Below are 18,281 nucleotides of genomic sequence, written 5' to 3'. Positions count from 1 at the left end.
CTCCGAACTATTTTTTTTGTCTCAACGGGAAGAAAGCAGTTGGCTTCTATAGTTATTATTAGCTAACCGTGCTTTTGGCCAACGCGACTTTAGAACTGGGCTTGCGACCAAGCTGCTGAGTGATCCAGACGCCCGTATCAATCACTGCCTGGAGGTCGATGCCGGTGTTAATGCCCAGCCCCTCCAGCAGGTAAAGTACGTCTTCGGTGGCCACATTGCCGGATGCACCTTTGGCATAGGGGCAGCCACCAAGCCCTGCAGTCGCTGCGTCAATCACGCTCACGCCTTCTTCCATTACGGCATATAAGTTAGCTAGCGCCATGCCATAGGTGTCATGGAAATGGGCCGCTAAATACTCGATAGGCACCTGCTGACGGGCAGCCTCAATCATCCGCTTAGCGGCTAGCGGCGTGCCGACACCGATAGTGTCTCCTAGGGAGATTTCATAGCAGCCCATCTCATAAAGTGCGCTGGCTACCTCGGCAACTTTTTGCGGTGAAATATCCCCTTCATAGGGGCAGCCCAGTACGCAAGACACATAGCCACGCACCCGCACACCTGCTTCATTGGCGCGCGCCAGCACTGGCTCAAAGCGTGTCAGCGACTCAGCAATCGAGCAGTTGATGTTTTTCTGAGAAAACGCTTCAGAGGCTGCACCAAATACCGCTACTTCTTCAACGCCAGCTGCCAGTGCTCCTTCCAGGCCTTTCAGATTAGGCGTTAACGCCGAATAAACCACGCCGGGTTTGCGGGCAATGCCGCGCATTACCTCGCTGGCATCGCCCATTTGTGGTACCCATTTTGGCGAGACAAAGCTGGCGGCCTCAATATGAGTCAGACCAGCATTCGCCAGCCGTTCGATCAGTTCGATTTTGGTGGCGGTGGGCACTAAGGTGCCCGGTTCGTTTTGCAGGCCATCGCGGGGGGCCATTTCAAACAGTTTAATAGACGTAGGCAGTGCCATCGGTTAGCTCCTATTCGCTGGGGGCAAAGTCGAGTAGCACGTCACCTTGACTCACGGTATCGCCCGACTGGAAGTGGAACGTCTCCACACTACCATCGGCAGGCGCAGTCATGGTGTGCTCCATCTTCATCGCTTCCATGACCATCAACGGCATGCCTTTCTCTACCGCCGCGCCAGGCTCTACCAGCAGCGCGACAACGGTGCCATTCATGGGGGCGGTGAGCGTTGATTCGGCTTCATGGTGACCGTGGTCAATGGCATCGATGCGTCGCCAGAAGAGGCGTGTTTCGCCACTGGGTTCAGCCATCACCACGATATGGCCATCGCGGCGTGCCTGTAGACGGCGACGGTGGCCGTTTAGCGTGACGGCTACCGCATCACCTGTCAGCGATTGTAGGCTAGCGGTCAACGTTTGATCACCAATGGTCAGATTCCAAAGCGATTCGCCGCTTTCGCGCTTACCTTCAACAATTACCACCGCTTCGTCGCTGTCGGCTGCCTGGGCGCTTGCCGGGTCACACAGCGCAATACGAATGGTATGGGGGGCATTCAAGCGGAAGCCGTCATGGCGGTCCCACGGAGAGTCGCTCTCGCACTCTTGGGCCAGTTGGTTCAGGCCGATCAGCGCGGCGCTGGCATACGCTTCGGTAGAGTAGCTGCGCGGAGCAAACAGTGTGGCTTCATTGCGTTCGATAAAACGCGTGTCGAGCTCGACGTTTTTAAAGCCAGGGTGATTTGCCAAGCGTTGCAGGAAGGCGCGGTTCGTCACCACGCCCTGTACATCCAGCGCCGCCAAAGCGCGGTTGAGAGTGGCCAGCGCCGCATCCCGGTCAGCGCCGTGAACAATCAGTTTGGCCAGCATGGGATCGTAGTGCATGGAAACCACATCGCCACTTTCCACGCCGCTGTCTAAACGCACCCGATCGTTATCTAAGTCGGCACCTTCTAAATCCAAGGCGAAGCGAGTCAACAAACCGGTAGCCGGTAGGAAATCTTGCTCCGGGTCTTCGGCATACAGGCGCGCTTCAAAACTATGGCCGGTGATGGTGAGCTCGTCTTGTGTGCAGGGGAGTGGTTCGCCCATCGCAACGCGCAGCTGCCATTCGACCAAATCCTGGCCGGTAATCATTTCAGTAACGGGATGCTCAACCTGCAGGCGCGTATTCATTTCCATAAAGTAGAACGAGCCGTCGGCATCGAGCAGAAACTCCACAGTACCTGCGCCCACATAGCCAATTTCTTTTGCCGCGCGAACGGCAGCGTCGCCCATCGCACTGCGCAGTTCGGGCGTCATGCCAGGAGCGGGCGCTTCTTCTATGACTTTCTGATGGCGGCGCTGCACGCTGCAATCCCGCTCGAATAGATACACGCCGTTGCCGTAGCGGTCGCAGAATACCTGTACTTCGACGTGACGAGGCTGCACCAAGTATTTCTCTATTAACATGCGGTCGTCGCCGAATGCGGCTTTGGATTCACGTCGGCAGCCATCAAGCGCTGCTTGAAAACCTTCGCCGCTTTCAACCACGCGCATGCCTTTACCGCCGCCACCAGCGCTGGCTTTTAGCATCACCGGATAACTGATTTTATCGGCTTCGCTGCGCAGCAGTGCATCATCCTGATCGTCACCATGATACCCAGGTACCAGCGGCACGCCTGCATTGGCCATGCGCGCTTTCGCGGCAGATTTATCACCCATCGCTGCAATTGCCGACGCTGGGGGGCCTACAAAGATGATGCCCGCTTGCTCAAGGGCTTTAACAAACCCACCGTTTTCTGAAAGAAAGCCGTAGCCGGGGTGAATGGCGCCAGTGCCGGTGCGCTTGGCTGCATCGATAACCGCATCGACATTAAGGTAACTTTCGCGGGCGGCAGCGGGGCCTAAACGCACTGCTTCATCGGCTTCGCGCACATGACGAGCCGTAGCATCGGCATCTGAATAAACGGCAACCGTTTTCAGCCCCATGCGGCGGGCGGTGCGCATCACGCGGCAGGCAATTTCACCGCGGTTGGCCACTAACAACGTGTCGAATTTAGTAAGGTCAAGCGTCATGAGCGTGGCTCCGCAGCAGTGTTGGGTTCTTGAAGGCCAGACGGTTGCGTCCAGGCAGGGCGGCGCTTTTCAAAAAAGCTAGATAAGCCCTCTTGACCCTCTTGGCTCACCCGCAGTTTGGAGATCACTTGGCAGGTATGTTCTCGGGTGGCGTCACTGTCGGGTACCTGAGCCACGCTTGCCAGCAGTGCTTTGGTTGCCCGTTGGGCTTGGGGAGAGCCACTCAGCAGGGTGTCGAGCATAGCGTCTACGGCGCTATCCAAGGCATCGTGTTCCACCACTTGGTGGACCAAGCCGAGTGCCATCGCCGTTTGCGCATCCATTACTTCAGCAGTGAGTGCATAACGACGCATTTGACGTTCGCCAAGCGCGCGCTGTACATAGGGGCTAATCACCGCGGGCGATAAACCAATTTTTACTTCAGACAGGCAGAATTTAGCTTTATCTGAAGCGACTACCAGGTCGCAACAGGCGGCAAGACCTACCGCGCCACCAAAGGCGGCCCCCTGCACTCGGCAAACGGTAGGGCAAGGCAGGGTGTCTAACCCCAACATAAGCGCTGACAGCTTGCGTGAGTCCGCTAGGTTGTCTTCCAAGCCGTAATCGATCATGCGCTTCATCCAGTTAAGATCAGCGCCCGCAGAGAAACTTTTACCTTCAGAGCCAAGCACTACCACCCGAACGTCACCGGCGTTGGCTAGCGCATGCAATTCGTCTAGGTGGGCGTTTAGTTCAGCGATCAGGCTGTCGTCAAAGGCGTTATGCACCTCTGGGCGGTTTAACGTCAGGCGCGCCACGCCTTCTTCGATCAGTAGCGTTGAGTAAGCCATAGTGTTCGCCCTTACATCCGGAACACGCCGAAGCGTGTCTCTTCGACGTCAGCATTCATTGCAGCAGCTAGAGAAAGCCCTAATACGTCGCGGGTTTGAAGTGGGTCAATGACGCCGTCATCCCATAGGCGGGCGCTAGCATAATAGGGGTGGCCCTGGTGCTCGTACTGATCGCGGGTGGGCTGTTTGAAGGCCTCTTCTTCTTCTTTTGTCCACTCACGGCCATCGCGCTCATACTGCTCACGTTTGACCTGAGAGAGCACGCCTGCCGCCTGCTCGCCACCCATGACCGAAATACGCGCATTGGGCCACATGAACAGCAGGTTGGGGTCATAGGCGCGACCACACATGCCGTAGTTACCTGCGCCGAAGCTACCGCCAATCAAAACGGTAAACTTAGGCACTTTGGCGCATGCTACGGCCGTCACTAACTTCGCACCGTGTTTAGCAATGCCTTCATGTTCGTACTTAGAGCCAACCATAAAGCCGGTAATGTTTTGCAGGAACACCAGTGGAATCTTGCGCTGAGCGCATAGCTCGATAAAGTGCGCGCCTTTTACCGCGCTCTCTGAAAACAGCACGCCGTTGTTCGCCACAATACCAACAGGATAGCCGTGGATATGCGCAAAGCCGGTGACCAAAGTGTCGCCGTAGTAGCGCTTGAACTCGTCAAAGTCAGAGCTATCGACAATTCGACCAATCACTTCGCGAACATCGTAAGGTTTTTTAAGATCGGTGCCGACAATGCCGTAAAGTTCGCTGGGGTCGAGTTTGGGTGGCTTGGGTGCTTGCATGGCTAATTTGCCACGCTTTTGCCAATTTAAACGGGATACGCAAGCGCGTGCCAACTGCAGGGCATGGGCATCATTTTCAGCGTAGTGATCGGCTACGCCGCTGACTTTGGCATGCACATCGGCACCGCCCAGGTCTTCTGCACTAATGCTTTCGCCCGTGGCCGCCTTCACTAGCGGCGGGCCGCCCAGGAAAATCGTGCCCTGTTCTTTAACGATGATTGATTCATCCGCCATGGCGGGTACATACGCACCGCCAGCCGTACAGGAACCCATGACCACCGCTATTTGCGGGATGCCCTCTGCCGACATAGTGGCTTGGTTATAGAAGATACGCCCGAAGTGATCGCGATCGGGGAATACTTCATCCTGGCGGGGCAAAAAAGCGCCGCCAGAATCCACTAAATAGATACATGGTAAACGGTGCTTGCGGGCGATTTCTTGGGCGCGTAGGTGCTTTTTCACCGTGAGCGGAAAATACGTACCGCCTTTTACCGTGGCATCGTTGGCCACAATCACGCACTCAACGCCAGATACCCGGCCAATGCCCGTTACCACGCCTGCCGCAGGCACGTCGCTATCGTAAACGTGATGGGCTGCCAGGGCGGAAAACTCTAAAAATGGCGAGCCTTCGTCAATTAAGTGATCGATACGGTCACGCACAAATAGCTTGCCGCGGCTCTCATGACGTTCACGCGCCTTAGAGCCGCCGCCTTGGGCGACGGCAGCGGTCAATTCTCGGAGCTTAGAAACTTCCCCCAGCATGGAAGCGGCGTTGGTTTGAAAGACATCGCTGCGGGGATTGATCTGTGTAGAGAGTGTGCTCATGGCGCGGCCCTTACTTTGTTTCGGTGAAGAGTTCGCGGCCAATCAGCATCCGGCGAATTTCGCTGGTGCCCGCGCCAATTTCATACAGTTTGGCATCGCGTAGAAGGCGACCGGTGGGATACTCGTTGATATAGCCGTTGCCGCCGAGCAGCTGAATGGCATCTAGGGCAACTTGGGTGGCTTTCTCAGCGCAGTAAAGAATCACGCCCGCTGCGTCTTTACGAGAGGTCTGGCCGCGGTCACAGGCTCCGGCAACAGCGTATAAGTAGGCGCGACAAGCGTTCAGCGTGGTGTACATATCCGCCACTTTTCCTTGAACCAACTGGAATTCGCCGATCGACTGGTTGAACTGCTTGCGCTCATGAATGTAGGGCAGTACGACATCCATCGCGGCCTGCATAATACCGATAGGGCCAGCAGCCAGTACGGTGCGCTCGTAATCCAAACCGCTCATTAATACGCGAACCCCTTTACCGACGTCACCCAGCACGTTTTCAGCAGGTACTTTGCAGTCTTGGAAAACCAGCTCGCAGGTGTTGGAGCCGCGCATGCCAAGTTTGTCGAGTTTTTGCGCAGTCGAGAAGCCAGGCATGCCTTTTTCGATGATGAAGGCGGTAATGCCTTTGGAGCCTGCTTCCGGATCAGTTTTGGCGTACACCACCAGCACGTCGGCATCGGGACCATTGGTGATCCACATTTTATTGCCGTTAAGAATATAGTGATCGCCATCTAGCTTGGCACGCAGTTGCATTGACACGACATCAGAGCCTGCGCCTGGCTCTGACATTGCCAGTGCGCCTACGTGGTCGCCGCTGATCAGCTTAGGCAGGTATTTCTCTTTTTGTTCAGCGCTGGCGTTAATCTTAAGCTGATTCACGCACAGGTTTGAGTGCGCGCCATAGGAGAGTGCGACGGAAGCGCTTGCCCGGGAAATTTCTTCCATTGCAATGCAGTGGGCCAAGTAGCCCATACCACTACCGCCATCTTCTTCAGAAACGGTAATCCCCAACAGACCCATGTCGCCAAACTTCTTCCACAGATCATTTGGGAATTCGTTATTGCGGTCGATTTCAGCAGCACGCGGAGCAATTTCGCTAGCGGCAAAGGCATTGACCTGCTCGCGCAGCATGTTCAGTTCATCGTCGAGGCCGAAATTGAGTTCTGAATAGTGTGAAAACATGGTCAATCACCTTGTCATTGTTAAAGGGAGCTTTTCGTCGTTAAAGAAGGTTTTTCATTGAGTTCTTCAAGAGCCTGGCGACAGCGAATTTCAGCGCTTTCAAGTTCCAGCTGCACCATCGTGATGTCTTTCATTTGTTGTTCTAGAGCAGATTTACGCTCGCTGATTTTGCTCAGCATCAAGTGCAACTGCTTTTCGCTGCCGCTGCGGGTTTCATCCCACAACTCAAAAAGTTCGCGGATCTCTGCTAAGGAAAAACCGAGTCGTTTACCGCGTAACGTTAATTTCAGACGCACGCGGTCTTTGCTGCTGTAGATGCGTGTTTGGCCACGGCGAGCAGGGTGAAGTAACTCCTGATCTTCATAAAAGCGAATGCTTCGAGTGGTAACGTCAAACTCGCTGGCCAATTCGCTGATCGTGTAGGTTTTGCTCATGATCATTGTTCTCGTCGATAGGGGAATGTCCCTATGGAACACTGACCATGAGGCTAAAACAAGTTTACGTTAACGTAAAGCAGTAGTTGTGCTTTTTTGATTTCCTTAATTTTTTTATAAGTTATTGAAAAATAATAATTTAGATTGTTAATGTGAAGAAACGTTAAAGAAGCGTAGACCAAAGTTGTAATTGTAATACCCCTCAAGTGATTGCTAGTTTGCACCTACACCTTACGTTCAGGTAAGGGTGTGTTGCCGGCTAACGAGTTTCACTTGATGAAGCGGTTGGTGAAACGTCAGCACCAAACACCCGGATGCAAGAACACCCGAACAAGAACAAAAAGAGGCTTACCACTCCATGCGTGCAGACGATGTTCTTAATGGACCAGTGCTCGAGACCAGAGGGCTGACCAAAGAATTCCGCGGTTTTACCGCCGTGGATGACGTTAATCTTCAAGTTCAAGAAGGGCACATTCACGCCCTGATTGGCCCTAACGGTGCTGGAAAGACCACTGTTTTTAATTTGCTAACCAAGTTTCTGCCGCCTACCCGTGGAGAAATTATTTATCGTGGTAAGCCCATTACCAGTAAAAAATCCAATGAAATTGCGCAGCTGGGACTTGTACGGTCATTTCAAATTTCAGCGGTGTTTGCGCATATGACGGCGCTGGAAAACGTCCGGGTAGCGCTGCAGCGCCAATTAGGCACCTCGTTTCACTTCTGGAAATCCGAGAAGTCGTTGGATCACCTTAATGAGCGTGCGTTAGAGCTACTTGATGAAGTTGGCCTGCGTGAATACGCCGATACATTAACGGTAGAAATGCCTTATGGCCGTAAACGCGCACTTGAAGTTGCCACCACGCTAGCGCTTGACCCTACGATGATGCTGCTCGATGAGCCAACCCAGGGTATGGGGGCAGAGGATGTTGACCGTATCGTGGCGCTGATTAAGCGTGTCTCGAAAGGGCGCACCGTCTTAATGGTAGAGCACAATTTGAGCGTGGTCAGTAGGCTTTGTGATCGCATTACAGTATTAGCCCGCGGCGCGGTGTTGGCCGAAGGTAACTATGAAGAGGTTTCCCGCAACCCATTAGTGCGTGAGGCTTATATGGGCAGTGAAGCTGCTGAAGAGGAGGCTGCTGTATGAATACCGCTGAAGCCTATGAAGCCAACGAGTTAGCTGATTCCCAGACGTTAGAAATGCTGAGAGTGCAAGACCTACACGCTTTCTATGGTGAATCACACATTCTTCACGGCGTGAACTTTGATGTTAAGCGTGGAGAGTTGGTTACGCTGCTGGGTCGCAACGGTGCAGGACGTAGTACAACCCTGAAATCCATTATGAATATGGTAGGGCGTCGTACTGGCTCGATTGTGATTAATGGCAACGAAACGCTGAATATGAAGGCCCACCATATTCCAAGGCTTGGTATTGGTTACTGCCCCGAAGAGCGCGGTATTTTTGCAAGCCTGGATGTGCACGAAAACCTATTGCTTCCGCCCACGGTTCGCTCTGGCGGAATGAGCCTAGATGAAATCTACGGCATGTTTCCTAACCTTTACGAGCGTCGTAAAAGCCAGGGGACGCGGCTTTCTGGTGGTGAGCAGCAGATGCTTGCAATGGCACGCATTCTTCGCACTGGTGCGCGGCTTTTGCTGCTCGATGAAATTACCGAAGGCTTAGCCCCCGTTATTGTGCAAAAACTTGGCGAAGTACTTATCCAGTTAAAAGAACGCGGTATGACCATTGTTTTGGTGGAGCAGAACTTCCGTTTTGCAGCGCCGCTGGCAGATCGTCATTTCGTAATGGATCACGGCCAGATTGTTGAAGAGATTAGCGCAGCACAGCTTCCGTCACGTCGAGATCATCTCAATACCATGCTGGGGGTATAACGCTAACCTAGATCAATAAAACGAGCTTTAACAATCCCGTTTTAGTAACCGAGTTTTAACAGTTCAGTTTTAACAGTTCAGTTTTAACAACACTAAACGCTCTATAAGCACTTCATTGGTACGTCGTAACACAACAACAAAGGCCCTGAGGGCCAGGAGACGAACATGACCTTCATGAAAAAAACGCTGACTGCCAGCATCGCTGTTGCCGCTGCCTCTACGATGGCAATCTCTACCGCTCACGCTGAAATCAGCGATGGCGAAGTTCGCATTGGTTATTTGGCAGATATGTCAGGTACTTACCGTGACCTCGCTGGCCCAGGTGGCGAAACAGCCATGGAAATGGCGGTTGCTGATTTTGGCGGCAGTGTTAATGGCTCACCCATCGTAATTTTTAGCGCTGACGATCGTAATAGTGCCGACGTCGGTGCTAACACGGTACGTGAGTGGATCGACCAGCGTAACGTCGACATGGTAGGTGGCCTAGTGGCATCCTCGGTGTCTATTGCCGTAACGAAAGTGCTTGAAGAAAACAATGGCCTGGGCATTGTGTCGGGTTCTGCAGCATCAAGCATTACCAATGAGCACTGCACGCCAAACCACATCCACTGGGTTTACGATACTTACCCACTGGCGAACGGTACTGCTAAAGCAGTCGTAGAGCAGGGCGGCGACAGCTGGTTCCTGTTAACCGCTGATTATGCGTTCGGCCATGCGCTGGAAGCTGATGTGACCAATGTGGTTGAAGCCAATGGTGGCGAAATTGTTGGCGGCGTACGTCACCCGTTCCCAACGAGTGATTTCTCCTCATACATCCTTCAGGCCCAAGGGTCTGGTGCGAAGATTGTAGGCTTGGCTAACGCCGGTGCCGACACCGTCAATGCGATCACTACCGCTAGCCAGTTCGGGCTCACACAGAGTGGCCAACAGCTAGCAGGTCTGTTGATTTTCCTGAACGACGTTCACGCGCTAGGTTTGGAATCCACCCAAGGTCTGCTGTTAACCACTGGCTGGTATTGGGATATGGATGAAGACTCTCGTGAATGGTCAGAGCGCTACTTTGAAGAAGTTGGCCGTATGCCCACTATGGTTCAAGCGGGTATCTACTCAAGCACCATGCACTACCTGAAAGCCGTAGAAGCAGCCGGAACCGATGACCCTGAAGTTGTTCGCGCCCAGATGGCTGATATGCCCATTGAAGACTTCTTTGCGCGTAACGGCTCTATTCGTGAAGATGGTCGTATGATTCACGACATGTATCTGGCCCAAGTGAAAACGCCGGAAGAGTCAACTGGTGAGTGGGATCTTTATCAAATCCTCAGCACCATTCCTGCCGATGAAGCCTACCGTCCGCTCGCTGATAGCCAGTGCAAACTGGTTCAAAACTAAGGGTCGATAAACACAATTGCTTAGTGTCCTACGATCTTAGAAACCAGGCGGTTAAATCGTCGAGTTGTTCAGGCACTGTCGGATAACTCGGCGATTTATATAACCCGCTGGGTGTTATTGAAAAAGCGCTTTTCCAAGCGCTTCTAAAAATAGGCAACACGCAGGGATAGTGGCAAGCGCTACTATCCGCTTGGCGGCGAGGAGAGTCATACAATGACGATGATATTCGGCGTGCCATTGGCCGTTTTCATGGGCCAGCTAACGCTTGGGCTTGTGAATGGAGCCTTTTACGCACTGCTTAGTTTGGGCCTGGCGGTCATCTTCGGCCTACTGAAGATCGTCAACTTTGCCCATGGGGCGCAATACATGCTGGGAGCCTTCGCCGCACTGCTAGGCTTTCGCTATTTAGGTATCAATTATTGGCTGGCGTTGTTTCTGGTGCCGCTGGTAGTCGGTGGCTTTGGCATGCTGATGGAGCGCTTTTTGCTGCGTCGCATTGCCCATCTGGACCACCTTTATGGACTGCTGCTCACCTTTGGGCTAGCGCTAATTTTTGAAGGTACGCTGGTTAACTTCTTCGGCGTTTCGGGGGCGCGTTACTCGACCCCGGAAGTGCTACAAGGCGGCCTGAATTTAGGCTTCATGTTCCTACCTACCTACCGTGCCTGGGTGTTGGTAGCGGCATTGGCCATGTGCCTATTTACGTGGTTTATGATTGAGCGCACCCGGTTGGGCGCTTATCTACGGGCGGGAACTGAAAACTCCCAGCTAATGCAAGCATTTGGGGTAAACGTACCACTGTTAATAACATTGACCTACGGGTTCGGCGTAGCGCTAGCTGCCTTTGCAGGCGTCCTGGCAGCACCGCTGTATCCTGTTTCACCTACCATGGGGTCAAGTCTGCTGATTGTTGTGTTTGCGGTGGTCGTCATTGGTGGGATGGGGTCTATTCTGGGTGCGATTCTCACTGGGCTGGGTATGGGCATCATCGAAGGCTTAACCAAAGTGTATTACCCCGAGGCCTCCAATACCGTGATCTTCTTGGTGATGATATTGGTGCTCATGTTACGCCCCGCTGGGCTGTTCGGTAAGGAGGCATAACCATGGCAGACTCTCAAGCACTCAATGCACCATCAGCCGTACAAGAACGGCAGAAACGGGCCAGAATGCGCCGCAATATGTTTTATCTTGCGCTCCTGGTGGTCGGGTTAGTGGCTCCTTTTTTGGCCTATCCCGTTTTTCTAATGAAAATTCTATGTTTCGCGCTTTTTGCCTGCGCCTTTAATCTGTTGTTGGGCTATGCGGGGTTGCTCTCGTTCGGTCACGCAGCATTTTTAGCCACTGGTGGTTATGTTACCGGCTACTTATTGGCAAGCTATCCAGGCCTGACACCTGAAATGGGGATTATCGCGGGTACGCTAATGGCGACACTGCTGGGTGCCTTTTTCGGCATGCTGTCTATACGTCGTCAAGGAATTTACTTTGCAATGGTGACACTCGCCCTTGCTCAGCTAATGTTCTTCGTCTTTGTTCAGTCGTCGTTCACTGGTGGTGAAGATGGTTTGCACGGCGTGCCTCGTGGCGATCTGTTTGGGTTAATTAGCCTACGTAGTAATTTGGCGATGTATTACTTCGTGTTTGCCATCTTCTTATTTGGGTTTGCGCTGATCCAGCGCACGGTGCATTCGCCCTTTGGGCAGGTGCTGAAAGCGATTCGTGAAAATGAACCGCGTGCTATTTCGCTGGGCTACAACGTTGATGCTTACAAACTGCTGGCGTTTGTGCTCTCTGCGGCGTTGGCCGGGTTAGCAGGCTCTACCAAAACTGTTGTGTTCCAGCTGGCGTCGTTAACCGATGCGCACTGGCATATGTCCGGTGAAGTTATCTTAATGACGCTGCTGGGCGGGGTAGGCACATTGCTTGGCCCCCTTATGGGGGCAGGTATTGTCGTTAGCCTGCAGCACATTTTGGCACAGTCGCCGCTGGGTAACTGGGTAAGCGTTATTCTGGGTATTATCTTTGTTGTCTGCGTACTTAGCTTTCGCAGTGGCATCGTGGGCGAGCTTACTAAAATGTATCGCAAAAATTTCAAATAACCGGTTCTGTCCGATGTTTGGGTGCCCTAGGGCACCCTTTTTTCTGCCCAAACCATGCCTCTACGCCAAAGGTAGTGGGGTAAGCAGTTGCACCATTCAGGGTAAGAATATAAGTTAACGTAAACGTCAACGTTGCCAGTAAAGATAATTTCCCGTCAAGACAATTGCCAATGACGCCAATGACTAATAAAGATAATAGCAAACGCTAAGTTACCAGCCTGATTGCAGGCTGTTCAGCGAAGCATGCTGCGGAGATTTGCCATGAATTTTGAGTTAAGTGAAGACCAGGTTGCCTTTTCCGATATGGCTCGGGCATTCGCCCAGAACGAGTTAGAACCCCACGCTGCACAGTGGGACGCTGAATCCTTCTTTCCTGTTGATGTCATCCGCAAAGCGGGTGAGTTAGGTTTTTGCTCACTGTACGCACCAGAAAGCGTTGGTGGGCTTGGTCTTTCCCGTTTGGATGCCAGCATTATTTTTGAGCAGCTTTCCATGGGCTGTACCTCAACCACCGCCTATCTCACTATTCATAACATGGTGACGTGGATGCTGGCCGACTTCGGCACGCCGGAAGCAGTGGAGCAGTGGGGCGAAAAGCTCGCCACAGGCGAGTTGTTGGGCTCTTACTGCTTAACTGAACCCAACTCAGGCTCGGATGCGGCTTCGCTTAAAACCACGGCCAAGCGTGATGGCGATGACTACGTACTCAACGGCAGCAAGATGTTTATCTCAGGCGCGGGCAGTACCGACTTTTTGGTGGTGATGGCGCGTACCGGGGGTGAAGGGCCCAGCGGTGTTTCTGCCTTCGCGGTTGATGCCAAAGCAAGCGGCATTAGCTACGGCCGTAAAGAAGACAAAATGGGCTGGAACAGCCAGCCAACCCGCATGATTACTTTTGAAGATGTGCGTGTGCCTGCCAACCACCTGTTAGGTAACGAAGGCGACGGCTTCAAAATTGCCATGAAAGGGCTGGATGGCGGACGTATCAATATCGCCACCTGCTCAATCGGCACCGCCCAGCAGGCGATCAACAAAGCCCGCGAATATATGCTGGAGCGTAAGCAGTTTGGTAAGCGCCTGGCAGACTTCCAAGCGCTTCAGTTCCGTATGGCGGATATGGTTACCGAGCTTGTCGCGGCTCGCCAGTTAGTGCGCATGGCAGCCACAAAGCTGGATGCTGGTCACCCAGATGCCACCACCTATTGCGCCATGGCTAAGCGCTTTGCGACAGATGTCGGCTTCAAGGTGTGTGATGAGGCGCTTCAGCTCTATGGTGGCAACGGCTACATTAAAGAGTACCCGATGGAGCGCTATGTGCGTGACACCCGTGTACACCGTATTCTGGAAGGAACTAACGAAATCATGCGACTGATTATTTCCCGCCGTGTGCTCTCTGATGGTGCCTCTGAGCTGTAGCCAACCACAAGGACAATGGAATGAGTAGCGTACTGTTTGCTGAACACGCCACCCAAGATGGCCATGTTATTGGCGAGATCACGCTTAACGCCGAGCGTTCACTGAATGCCCTGACGTTGGAGATGATTGAAGAGATTCTGCCGCGCTTGACCGCGTGGCAAACCGACGAGCGAGTCGTTGCTGTTCTGTTGGATAGCGCTGGTGAAAAAGCGTTTTGCGCAGGGGGCGATGTCGTCAATTTGTATAAAGCGATCAAAGGAGACGGCGAACCAGATTTCCCAGAGCGCTTCTTTGAACACGAGTACCGCCTAGATTATCTGCTTCACACCTATCCCAAGCCGGTCATTTGCTGGGGCAGCGGTATTGTAATGGGAGGTGGTATGGGGCTGCTTAGCGGTAGCAGCCACCGAATCGTAACGGAAACCTCCCGTCTGGCGATGCCAGAAGTAACGATTGGCCTTTATCCAGACGTAGGCGCGAGCTGGTTCTTAAATCGCTTGCCCAACGGCACCGGACGCTTTCTAGCTATGACCGGCAGCCAAATTAACGCGCCAGATGCTGTTCACCTGGGCCTTGCGGATCGCGCGATCGCTAGTCATTACCGCGCAGCTATGGCTCAACAGCTGATGGACGCAACCTGGGGTGAAGGAAATCAAACGGACGCCCATGGTGTGGTTAACAGTGTGCTGCGTGAATTTGAACAAGCCTCTCAAGAGGTATTTGCCGAGCTGGAATCGCCGGTTCACAAATCCGCCGCATTGATTCGTGAGCTAATGGATCACGACACGGTTGAGCAAGCCGTGGATGCTGTGCTGGCAGTTAGCAGCGACGACAAATGGTTCAGCAAAGCGCAGAAAACGCTTTCCCACGGTAGCCCCGTATCAGTGAAGCTGATTGATGAGCAGCTAAAGCGCGCCAAGCACATGTCGTTGGCTGAGGTGTTTCAGTTTGAGTTGGCGCTTTCAGTACAGTGTTGCCGCCATCAGGAATTCCCCGAAGGCGTGCGTGCGCTGTTAGTCGATAAGGATGGCCAGCCTGCGTGGAAATACCCAGATGTCGCATCAGTAGAACAAACCTTTATCGATGAGCTGCTGGTTTCGCCGTGGGAAAAGAGTCCTCTGGCAGATCTTCGTTAATCTATTTCTTCAACCCATTTCTTCAACCCATTTCTCCGTCAATTTTCGAATAAGGACAATAAAAATGACCACCGTCGCGTTTATCGGTTTAGGCAATATGGGCGGCCCCATGGCGGCCAACTTGGCGAAAGCGGGCTTTAACGTTCGCGCGTTTGACCTTTCTGAACAAGCGTTGGAAACAGCGAAATCTCAAGGCTGTGAAGTAGCGGCCTCTGCAAAAGCAGCAGCCACCGATGCAGATTTTATTATTTCCATGCTACCCGCAGGCAAGCACGTGCGTGGGCTGTATGTGGATGGCGACGAGCCGCTGTTTGATGTCATTAAAAAGAGCGCATTGGTGATTGACTGCTCTACCATTGATGCGGATACCGCCCGCAGCGTTGCTGCCGCTGGCGCTGAAAAAAGCGTTGGCTTTGTCGACGCGCCTGTATCTGGCGGGGTAGGCGGAGCTCAAGCGGGCACGCTCACCTTTATTGTTGGCGGTAGCACAGCACAATTTGAACAGGCCAAGCCCGTCCTTGATGTGATGGGTAAGAATATCTTCCACGCCGGCGACCACGGCGCAGGGCAGGTGGCGAAAGTGTGCAACAACATGCTGCTTTCCATCCTGATGGCGGGCACCTGCGAAGCGATCAATATGGGCGTTAAAAACGGCCTGGACCCTGCAGTACTGTCCGAAATTATGAAGCAAAGCTCTGGGGGGAACTGGGCGCTGAATGTTTACAACCCATACCCCGGCGTGATGGAAAATGCCCCTGCCTCGAAAGGCTATCAAGGCGGCTTCCAAGTAGACCTGATGATTAAAGACTTGGGCCTCGCTATGGATGTTAGCCAACAAAGCGCCTCACCGGTACCCATGGGCTCCGCGGCACGTTCGCTATTCACCCTGCATAAAGCAGGTGGCAACGGCAAACTCGACTTCTCCAGCCTGCTGCAGTTTTATCAAGATAAGGAGTGAGGGTAAGGCGTGAATGGAAAATGGTGAGGAGCACGTGGTGGTGTAGCGCGTGGTAACGAGTTTTGCGAGAAACGAGCAATACGAGGCACCCGCGAAAGGGCGGCGAAGCCGCCCCAGCTATCCCACTAAAGCCACAGTTTGTCTTCGGCCTCAAGGACGGGCAAACTCAAAGAAAATGCTCATACACGAGGACTGCCATGATTACGCTTTGGGGTCGCAACAACTCGACCAACGTGAAAAAGGTGCGCTGGGTGTTGGAGGAGCTCGAATTGCCGTTTGAGCAAATTCCAGCAGGACTGGAGCATGGGATCAACAATACCCCCGCGTACTTGGCCATGAACCCCAATGGGCTGGTGCCGCTACTCAAAGACGACGCCACCGAAAGCGTGTTATGGGAATCCAATACTATTATTCGCTACCTAGCCGCACAGTATGGCCAAGGTAATTTATGGATAGATGACCCCGCTAAGCGCGCCCAGGCAGAAAAATGGATGGACTGGGCGAACAATACACTTTCACCCAAACACCGCGTTATTTTGTTGGGGTACGTAAGAACACCGCCGCAAGAGCGCGATAACAACGCTATTGATGCCGGAATACTAGCCTGCGAAAGGTTATTCGAGCTGCTAGATAACGTGCTGGCAAACCAAAGCCAATCATGGCTTTCCGGCGATGAATTTGGCCTCGGCGACATCGCCGTAGCGCCGTTTATCTATAACCTATGGAATAGCGGGTTAACCTGGCAGCGGCGGCCCAATCTGGAGCGCTGGTACCAACAGCTTGCAGAACGCCCCGCCTTTCAGAACGTAGTGATGATCCCTGTAACGTGATGTAGAAAGCAGCCCTTCCTGATGAAGGGAGGGCGCTTTAGCGCGCGATAATTTTAGCCACTAAATGTTCCCTAAAACTCCGCCTCCAATTTAGCCAATTGGCTATCGAGCTCCTTCAACAACCCACACGGCAACCCACGGTGCTCGGCACTATCGATCAACGGCCCTAAAATCGCCCCGCGCTCGGTGGTGCGTCTGGCCTCAACATCCTGCAACATCGAGGCCTTATTGTTAGCGGTGTTCTCCACCACCTGCCATACAAGCGCCAACCACGCGTCTTCACCTTCGCCACCATTCGGTGGTGCAATGTTTTCCTGCTTTAAAATTGCCGCAACTTCCTTTACCACCGCTTCCACGCGGCCTGCATAAGCATCACCACGCAGCTCACCATTGCGCACGCCATTGAGCGCCACCCATGGGTTGATCGCCGCATTCACTGCCAGCTTCTGCCACAAACGCTGGCGAATATCGTCTACCGGCGTGGCGGTAAAGTTTGCCTCACTCAATAGCGCCGCTATCGCCTCCGTCAATCCCGCGTGCTGATTATCTAAATCACCAATAAACGTCGGCCCGCGCCCCGCGTGAACCATAGCATCACTGCCAGTTATGTAAGCACCCTGAGTCGTGGTTGCGCACAGCACTGGCCCCGGCCAAGTTTGTGTAATACGTGGCTGTGCCAAAAAACCGTTCTGCCACAGTACCAGCGGGGTCGTGGGCGCAACCATATCAGCAATGCTGGCAAGCGCCGCCTCGGCAGCCATGGCTTTGGTCGTGATATGCACGAACCCAGGCGCAGGGAGCGGATGAGAGGTCAGCTCGGCAACTGTAACGCTCGCTAGCCGCTGAATTCGCTCTTCACCTTCAGGGGTGGTCAGGCGTTGTTGTTCAGGCAGTGCACGTCGGCCAATCAAAGTGGTGTCAGAGAAAGGTGAAAGCGAATGCGCCAACAGGCGACCAATGGCCCCAGGGCCAAGTATCCAATGGGAAGTCATCGTTGATTTTTAGCCATCAGTAGCGGTGTTGCCGCCAAGCTTACCGTGTTCAGCATAAGGAAATGAAGGTGAGGTGAGTAGCAGCGTCACCGTAGCCAAAATATCACCTTATTAAACAGCCCCGTAACGTGCCGATGCAGTTGACCGAGTTAGTTTGGTCCACCTATTGGCTTGTTGTTTTAGTGATAGAAGCCAAAGGGCGTTATGAGCGAATAGGCTCTAGGCGTGGCAGAAGGCCGCAATGCGCGGCTAATGACTAATGACGAGGCTAAGGATTATCTGCTAGCGTAATATTTTGTGTGAGGGACTGAGTCGCGTTACAGGAAAGAGTGGGATGTGCGTGTGCAATGGTGGATTAAGTTTAGGTTTTCGACTCTATGAGGTCAATTAGTTAAATCTGATGTAAGATTGCATTGATGATGAAAAAATATATCGCAACAACCATATTGATTGACTATAAAAGCTCATTGAAACTGATTGAAAATATAAAATAT

Annotated in this window: 16 protein-coding genes; 9 read left to right on the top strand and 7 right to left on the bottom strand. The window is 53.0% G+C overall.

All coding sequences use genetic code 11. From position 1 onward, the window contains the following. Positions 1–58 precede the first annotated feature (58 nt). The 6 genes from B6A39_RS10950 to B6A39_RS10925 are packed head-to-tail and all read right to left on the bottom strand — an operon-like array spanning position 59 to position 7,077. Positions 59–964 (bottom strand): hydroxymethylglutaryl-CoA lyase, encoded by a 906-nt coding sequence (locus tag B6A39_RS10950; protein WP_083005440.1) that lies wholly within the window; start codon positions 962–964, stop codon positions 59–61. Positions 965–974: 10 nt separating this feature from the next. Further along, positions 975–3,014, bottom strand: a complete 2,040-nt coding sequence (locus B6A39_RS10945; protein WP_083005436.1) for an acetyl/propionyl/methylcrotonyl-CoA carboxylase subunit alpha — start codon at positions 3,012–3,014, stop codon at positions 975–977. After that, positions 3,011–3,844 (bottom strand): enoyl-CoA hydratase/isomerase family protein, encoded by an 834-nt coding sequence (locus B6A39_RS10940; RefSeq protein ID WP_083005433.1) that lies wholly within the window; start codon positions 3,842–3,844, stop codon positions 3,011–3,013. The genes B6A39_RS10945 and B6A39_RS10940 overlap by 4 nt, the downstream gene beginning before the upstream one ends. A gap of 11 nt (positions 3,845–3,855) precedes the next feature. Then, entirely contained in the window at positions 3,856–5,463 is a 1,608-nt protein-coding gene (locus tag B6A39_RS10935; RefSeq protein WP_083005430.1) for a carboxyl transferase domain-containing protein, read from the bottom strand. A gap of 10 nt (positions 5,464–5,473) precedes the next feature. Continuing rightward, a complete protein-coding gene (locus tag B6A39_RS10930) occupies positions 5,474–6,643 on the bottom strand; it encodes an isovaleryl-CoA dehydrogenase (protein WP_083005426.1) in 1,170 nt (389 codons plus the stop codon). Between the two features lie 20 nt (positions 6,644–6,663). Then, positions 6,664–7,077 (bottom strand): MerR family transcriptional regulator, encoded by a 414-nt coding sequence (locus B6A39_RS10925; protein WP_009724565.1) that lies wholly within the window; start codon positions 7,075–7,077, stop codon positions 6,664–6,666. Between the two features lie 358 nt (positions 7,078–7,435). Between B6A39_RS10925 and B6A39_RS10920 the strand changes: the two genes are divergently transcribed. The 9 genes from B6A39_RS10920 (at position 7,436) to B6A39_RS10880 (ending at position 16,795) form a co-directional block, all read left to right on the top strand. Beyond that, complete coding sequence (locus tag B6A39_RS10920) at positions 7,436–8,224, top strand: ABC transporter ATP-binding protein (RefSeq protein WP_083005422.1); 789 nt, start codon at positions 7,436–7,438, stop codon at positions 8,222–8,224. Then, on the top strand, positions 8,221–8,970 hold the full coding sequence (locus B6A39_RS10915; protein WP_030072546.1) for an ABC transporter ATP-binding protein: 750 nt from the start codon (positions 8,221–8,223) through the stop codon (positions 8,968–8,970). The genes B6A39_RS10920 and B6A39_RS10915 overlap by 4 nt, the downstream gene beginning before the upstream one ends. Before the next feature lie 165 nt (positions 8,971–9,135). Then, entirely contained in the window at positions 9,136–10,359 is a 1,224-nt protein-coding gene (locus tag B6A39_RS10910) for an ABC transporter substrate-binding protein (RefSeq protein ID WP_083005419.1), read from the top strand. Between the two features lie 213 nt (positions 10,360–10,572). Then, the gene (locus B6A39_RS10905; RefSeq protein WP_083005416.1) at positions 10,573–11,460 is read left to right on the top strand and encodes a branched-chain amino acid ABC transporter permease; all 888 of its coding nucleotides are present in this window, start codon (positions 10,573–10,575) and stop codon (positions 11,458–11,460) included. 2 nt (positions 11,461–11,462) lie between these two features. Next, positions 11,463–12,455, top strand: a complete 993-nt coding sequence (locus B6A39_RS10900; protein WP_083005413.1) for a branched-chain amino acid ABC transporter permease — start codon at positions 11,463–11,465, stop codon at positions 12,453–12,455. A gap of 261 nt (positions 12,456–12,716) precedes the next feature. Continuing rightward, positions 12,717–13,871, top strand: coding sequence for an acyl-CoA dehydrogenase family protein (locus B6A39_RS10895; RefSeq protein WP_083005410.1), 1,155 nt, complete (start codon positions 12,717–12,719; stop codon positions 13,869–13,871). 20 nt (positions 13,872–13,891) lie between these two features. Further along, on the top strand, positions 13,892–15,007 hold the full coding sequence (locus B6A39_RS10890) for an enoyl-CoA hydratase/isomerase family protein (protein WP_083005406.1): 1,116 nt from the start codon (positions 13,892–13,894) through the stop codon (positions 15,005–15,007). Continuing rightward, positions 14,955–15,965, top strand: a complete 1,011-nt coding sequence (mmsB, locus tag B6A39_RS10885) for a 3-hydroxyisobutyrate dehydrogenase (RefSeq protein WP_269747925.1) — start codon at positions 14,955–14,957, stop codon at positions 15,963–15,965. Before B6A39_RS10890 ends, mmsB begins: the two co-directional genes overlap by 53 nt. Before the next feature lie 197 nt (positions 15,966–16,162). After that, positions 16,163–16,795, top strand: a complete 633-nt coding sequence (locus B6A39_RS10880; RefSeq protein ID WP_083005400.1) for a glutathione S-transferase family protein — start codon at positions 16,163–16,165, stop codon at positions 16,793–16,795. A 71-nt stretch (positions 16,796–16,866) separates the two neighbouring features. Here the strand turns inward: B6A39_RS10880 and B6A39_RS10875 are convergent, their stop codons facing one another. After that, positions 16,867–17,787 (bottom strand): ketopantoate reductase family protein, encoded by a 921-nt coding sequence (locus tag B6A39_RS10875; protein WP_083005397.1) that lies wholly within the window; start codon positions 17,785–17,787, stop codon positions 16,867–16,869. Positions 17,788–18,281: the final 494 nt, after the last annotated feature.

The sequence above is a fragment of the Halomonas sp. GT genome (assembly GCF_002082565.1).
Lineage (GTDB): Bacteria > Pseudomonadota > Gammaproteobacteria > Pseudomonadales > Halomonadaceae > Vreelandella.
This window is presented reverse-complemented; position numbering and strand designations above follow the sequence as displayed.

Bases quoted from the DNA above. Each gene is read 5' to 3' on its own strand.
- B6A39_RS10950 (WP_083005440.1), bottom strand. From the start codon at position 964: ATGGCACTGCCTACGTCTATTAAACTGTTTGAAATGGCCCCCCGCGAT.
- B6A39_RS10945 (WP_083005436.1), bottom strand. From the start codon at position 3,014: ATGACGCTTGACCTTACTAAATTCGACACGTTGTTAGTGGCCAACCGC.
- B6A39_RS10940 (WP_083005433.1), bottom strand. From the start codon at position 3,844: ATGGCTTACTCAACGCTACTGATCGAAGAAGGCGTGGCGCGCCTGACG.
- B6A39_RS10935 (WP_083005430.1), bottom strand. From the start codon at position 5,463: ATGAGCACACTCTCTACACAGATCAATCCCCGCAGCGATGTCTTTCAA.
- B6A39_RS10930 (WP_083005426.1), bottom strand. From the start codon at position 6,643: ATGTTTTCACACTATTCAGAACTCAATTTCGGCCTCGACGATGAACTG.
- B6A39_RS10925 (WP_009724565.1), bottom strand. From the start codon at position 7,077: ATGAGCAAAACCTACACGATCAGCGAATTGGCCAGCGAGTTTGACGTT.
- B6A39_RS10920 (WP_083005422.1), top strand. From the start codon at position 7,436: ATGCGTGCAGACGATGTTCTTAATGGACCAGTGCTCGAGACCAGAGGG.
- B6A39_RS10915 (WP_030072546.1), top strand. From the start codon at position 8,221: ATGAATACCGCTGAAGCCTATGAAGCCAACGAGTTAGCTGATTCCCAG.
- B6A39_RS10910 (WP_083005419.1), top strand. From the start codon at position 9,136: ATGACCTTCATGAAAAAAACGCTGACTGCCAGCATCGCTGTTGCCGCT.
- B6A39_RS10905 (WP_083005416.1), top strand. From the start codon at position 10,573: ATGACGATGATATTCGGCGTGCCATTGGCCGTTTTCATGGGCCAGCTA.
- B6A39_RS10900 (WP_083005413.1), top strand. From the start codon at position 11,463: ATGGCAGACTCTCAAGCACTCAATGCACCATCAGCCGTACAAGAACGG.
- B6A39_RS10895 (WP_083005410.1), top strand. From the start codon at position 12,717: ATGAATTTTGAGTTAAGTGAAGACCAGGTTGCCTTTTCCGATATGGCT.
- B6A39_RS10890 (WP_083005406.1), top strand. From the start codon at position 13,892: ATGAGTAGCGTACTGTTTGCTGAACACGCCACCCAAGATGGCCATGTT.
- mmsB (WP_269747925.1), top strand. From the start codon at position 14,955: ATGAGCTGCTGGTTTCGCCGTGGGAAAAGAGTCCTCTGGCAGATCTTC.
- B6A39_RS10880 (WP_083005400.1), top strand. From the start codon at position 16,163: ATGATTACGCTTTGGGGTCGCAACAACTCGACCAACGTGAAAAAGGTG.
- B6A39_RS10875 (WP_083005397.1), bottom strand. From the start codon at position 17,787: ATGACTTCCCATTGGATACTTGGCCCTGGGGCCATTGGTCGCCTGTTG.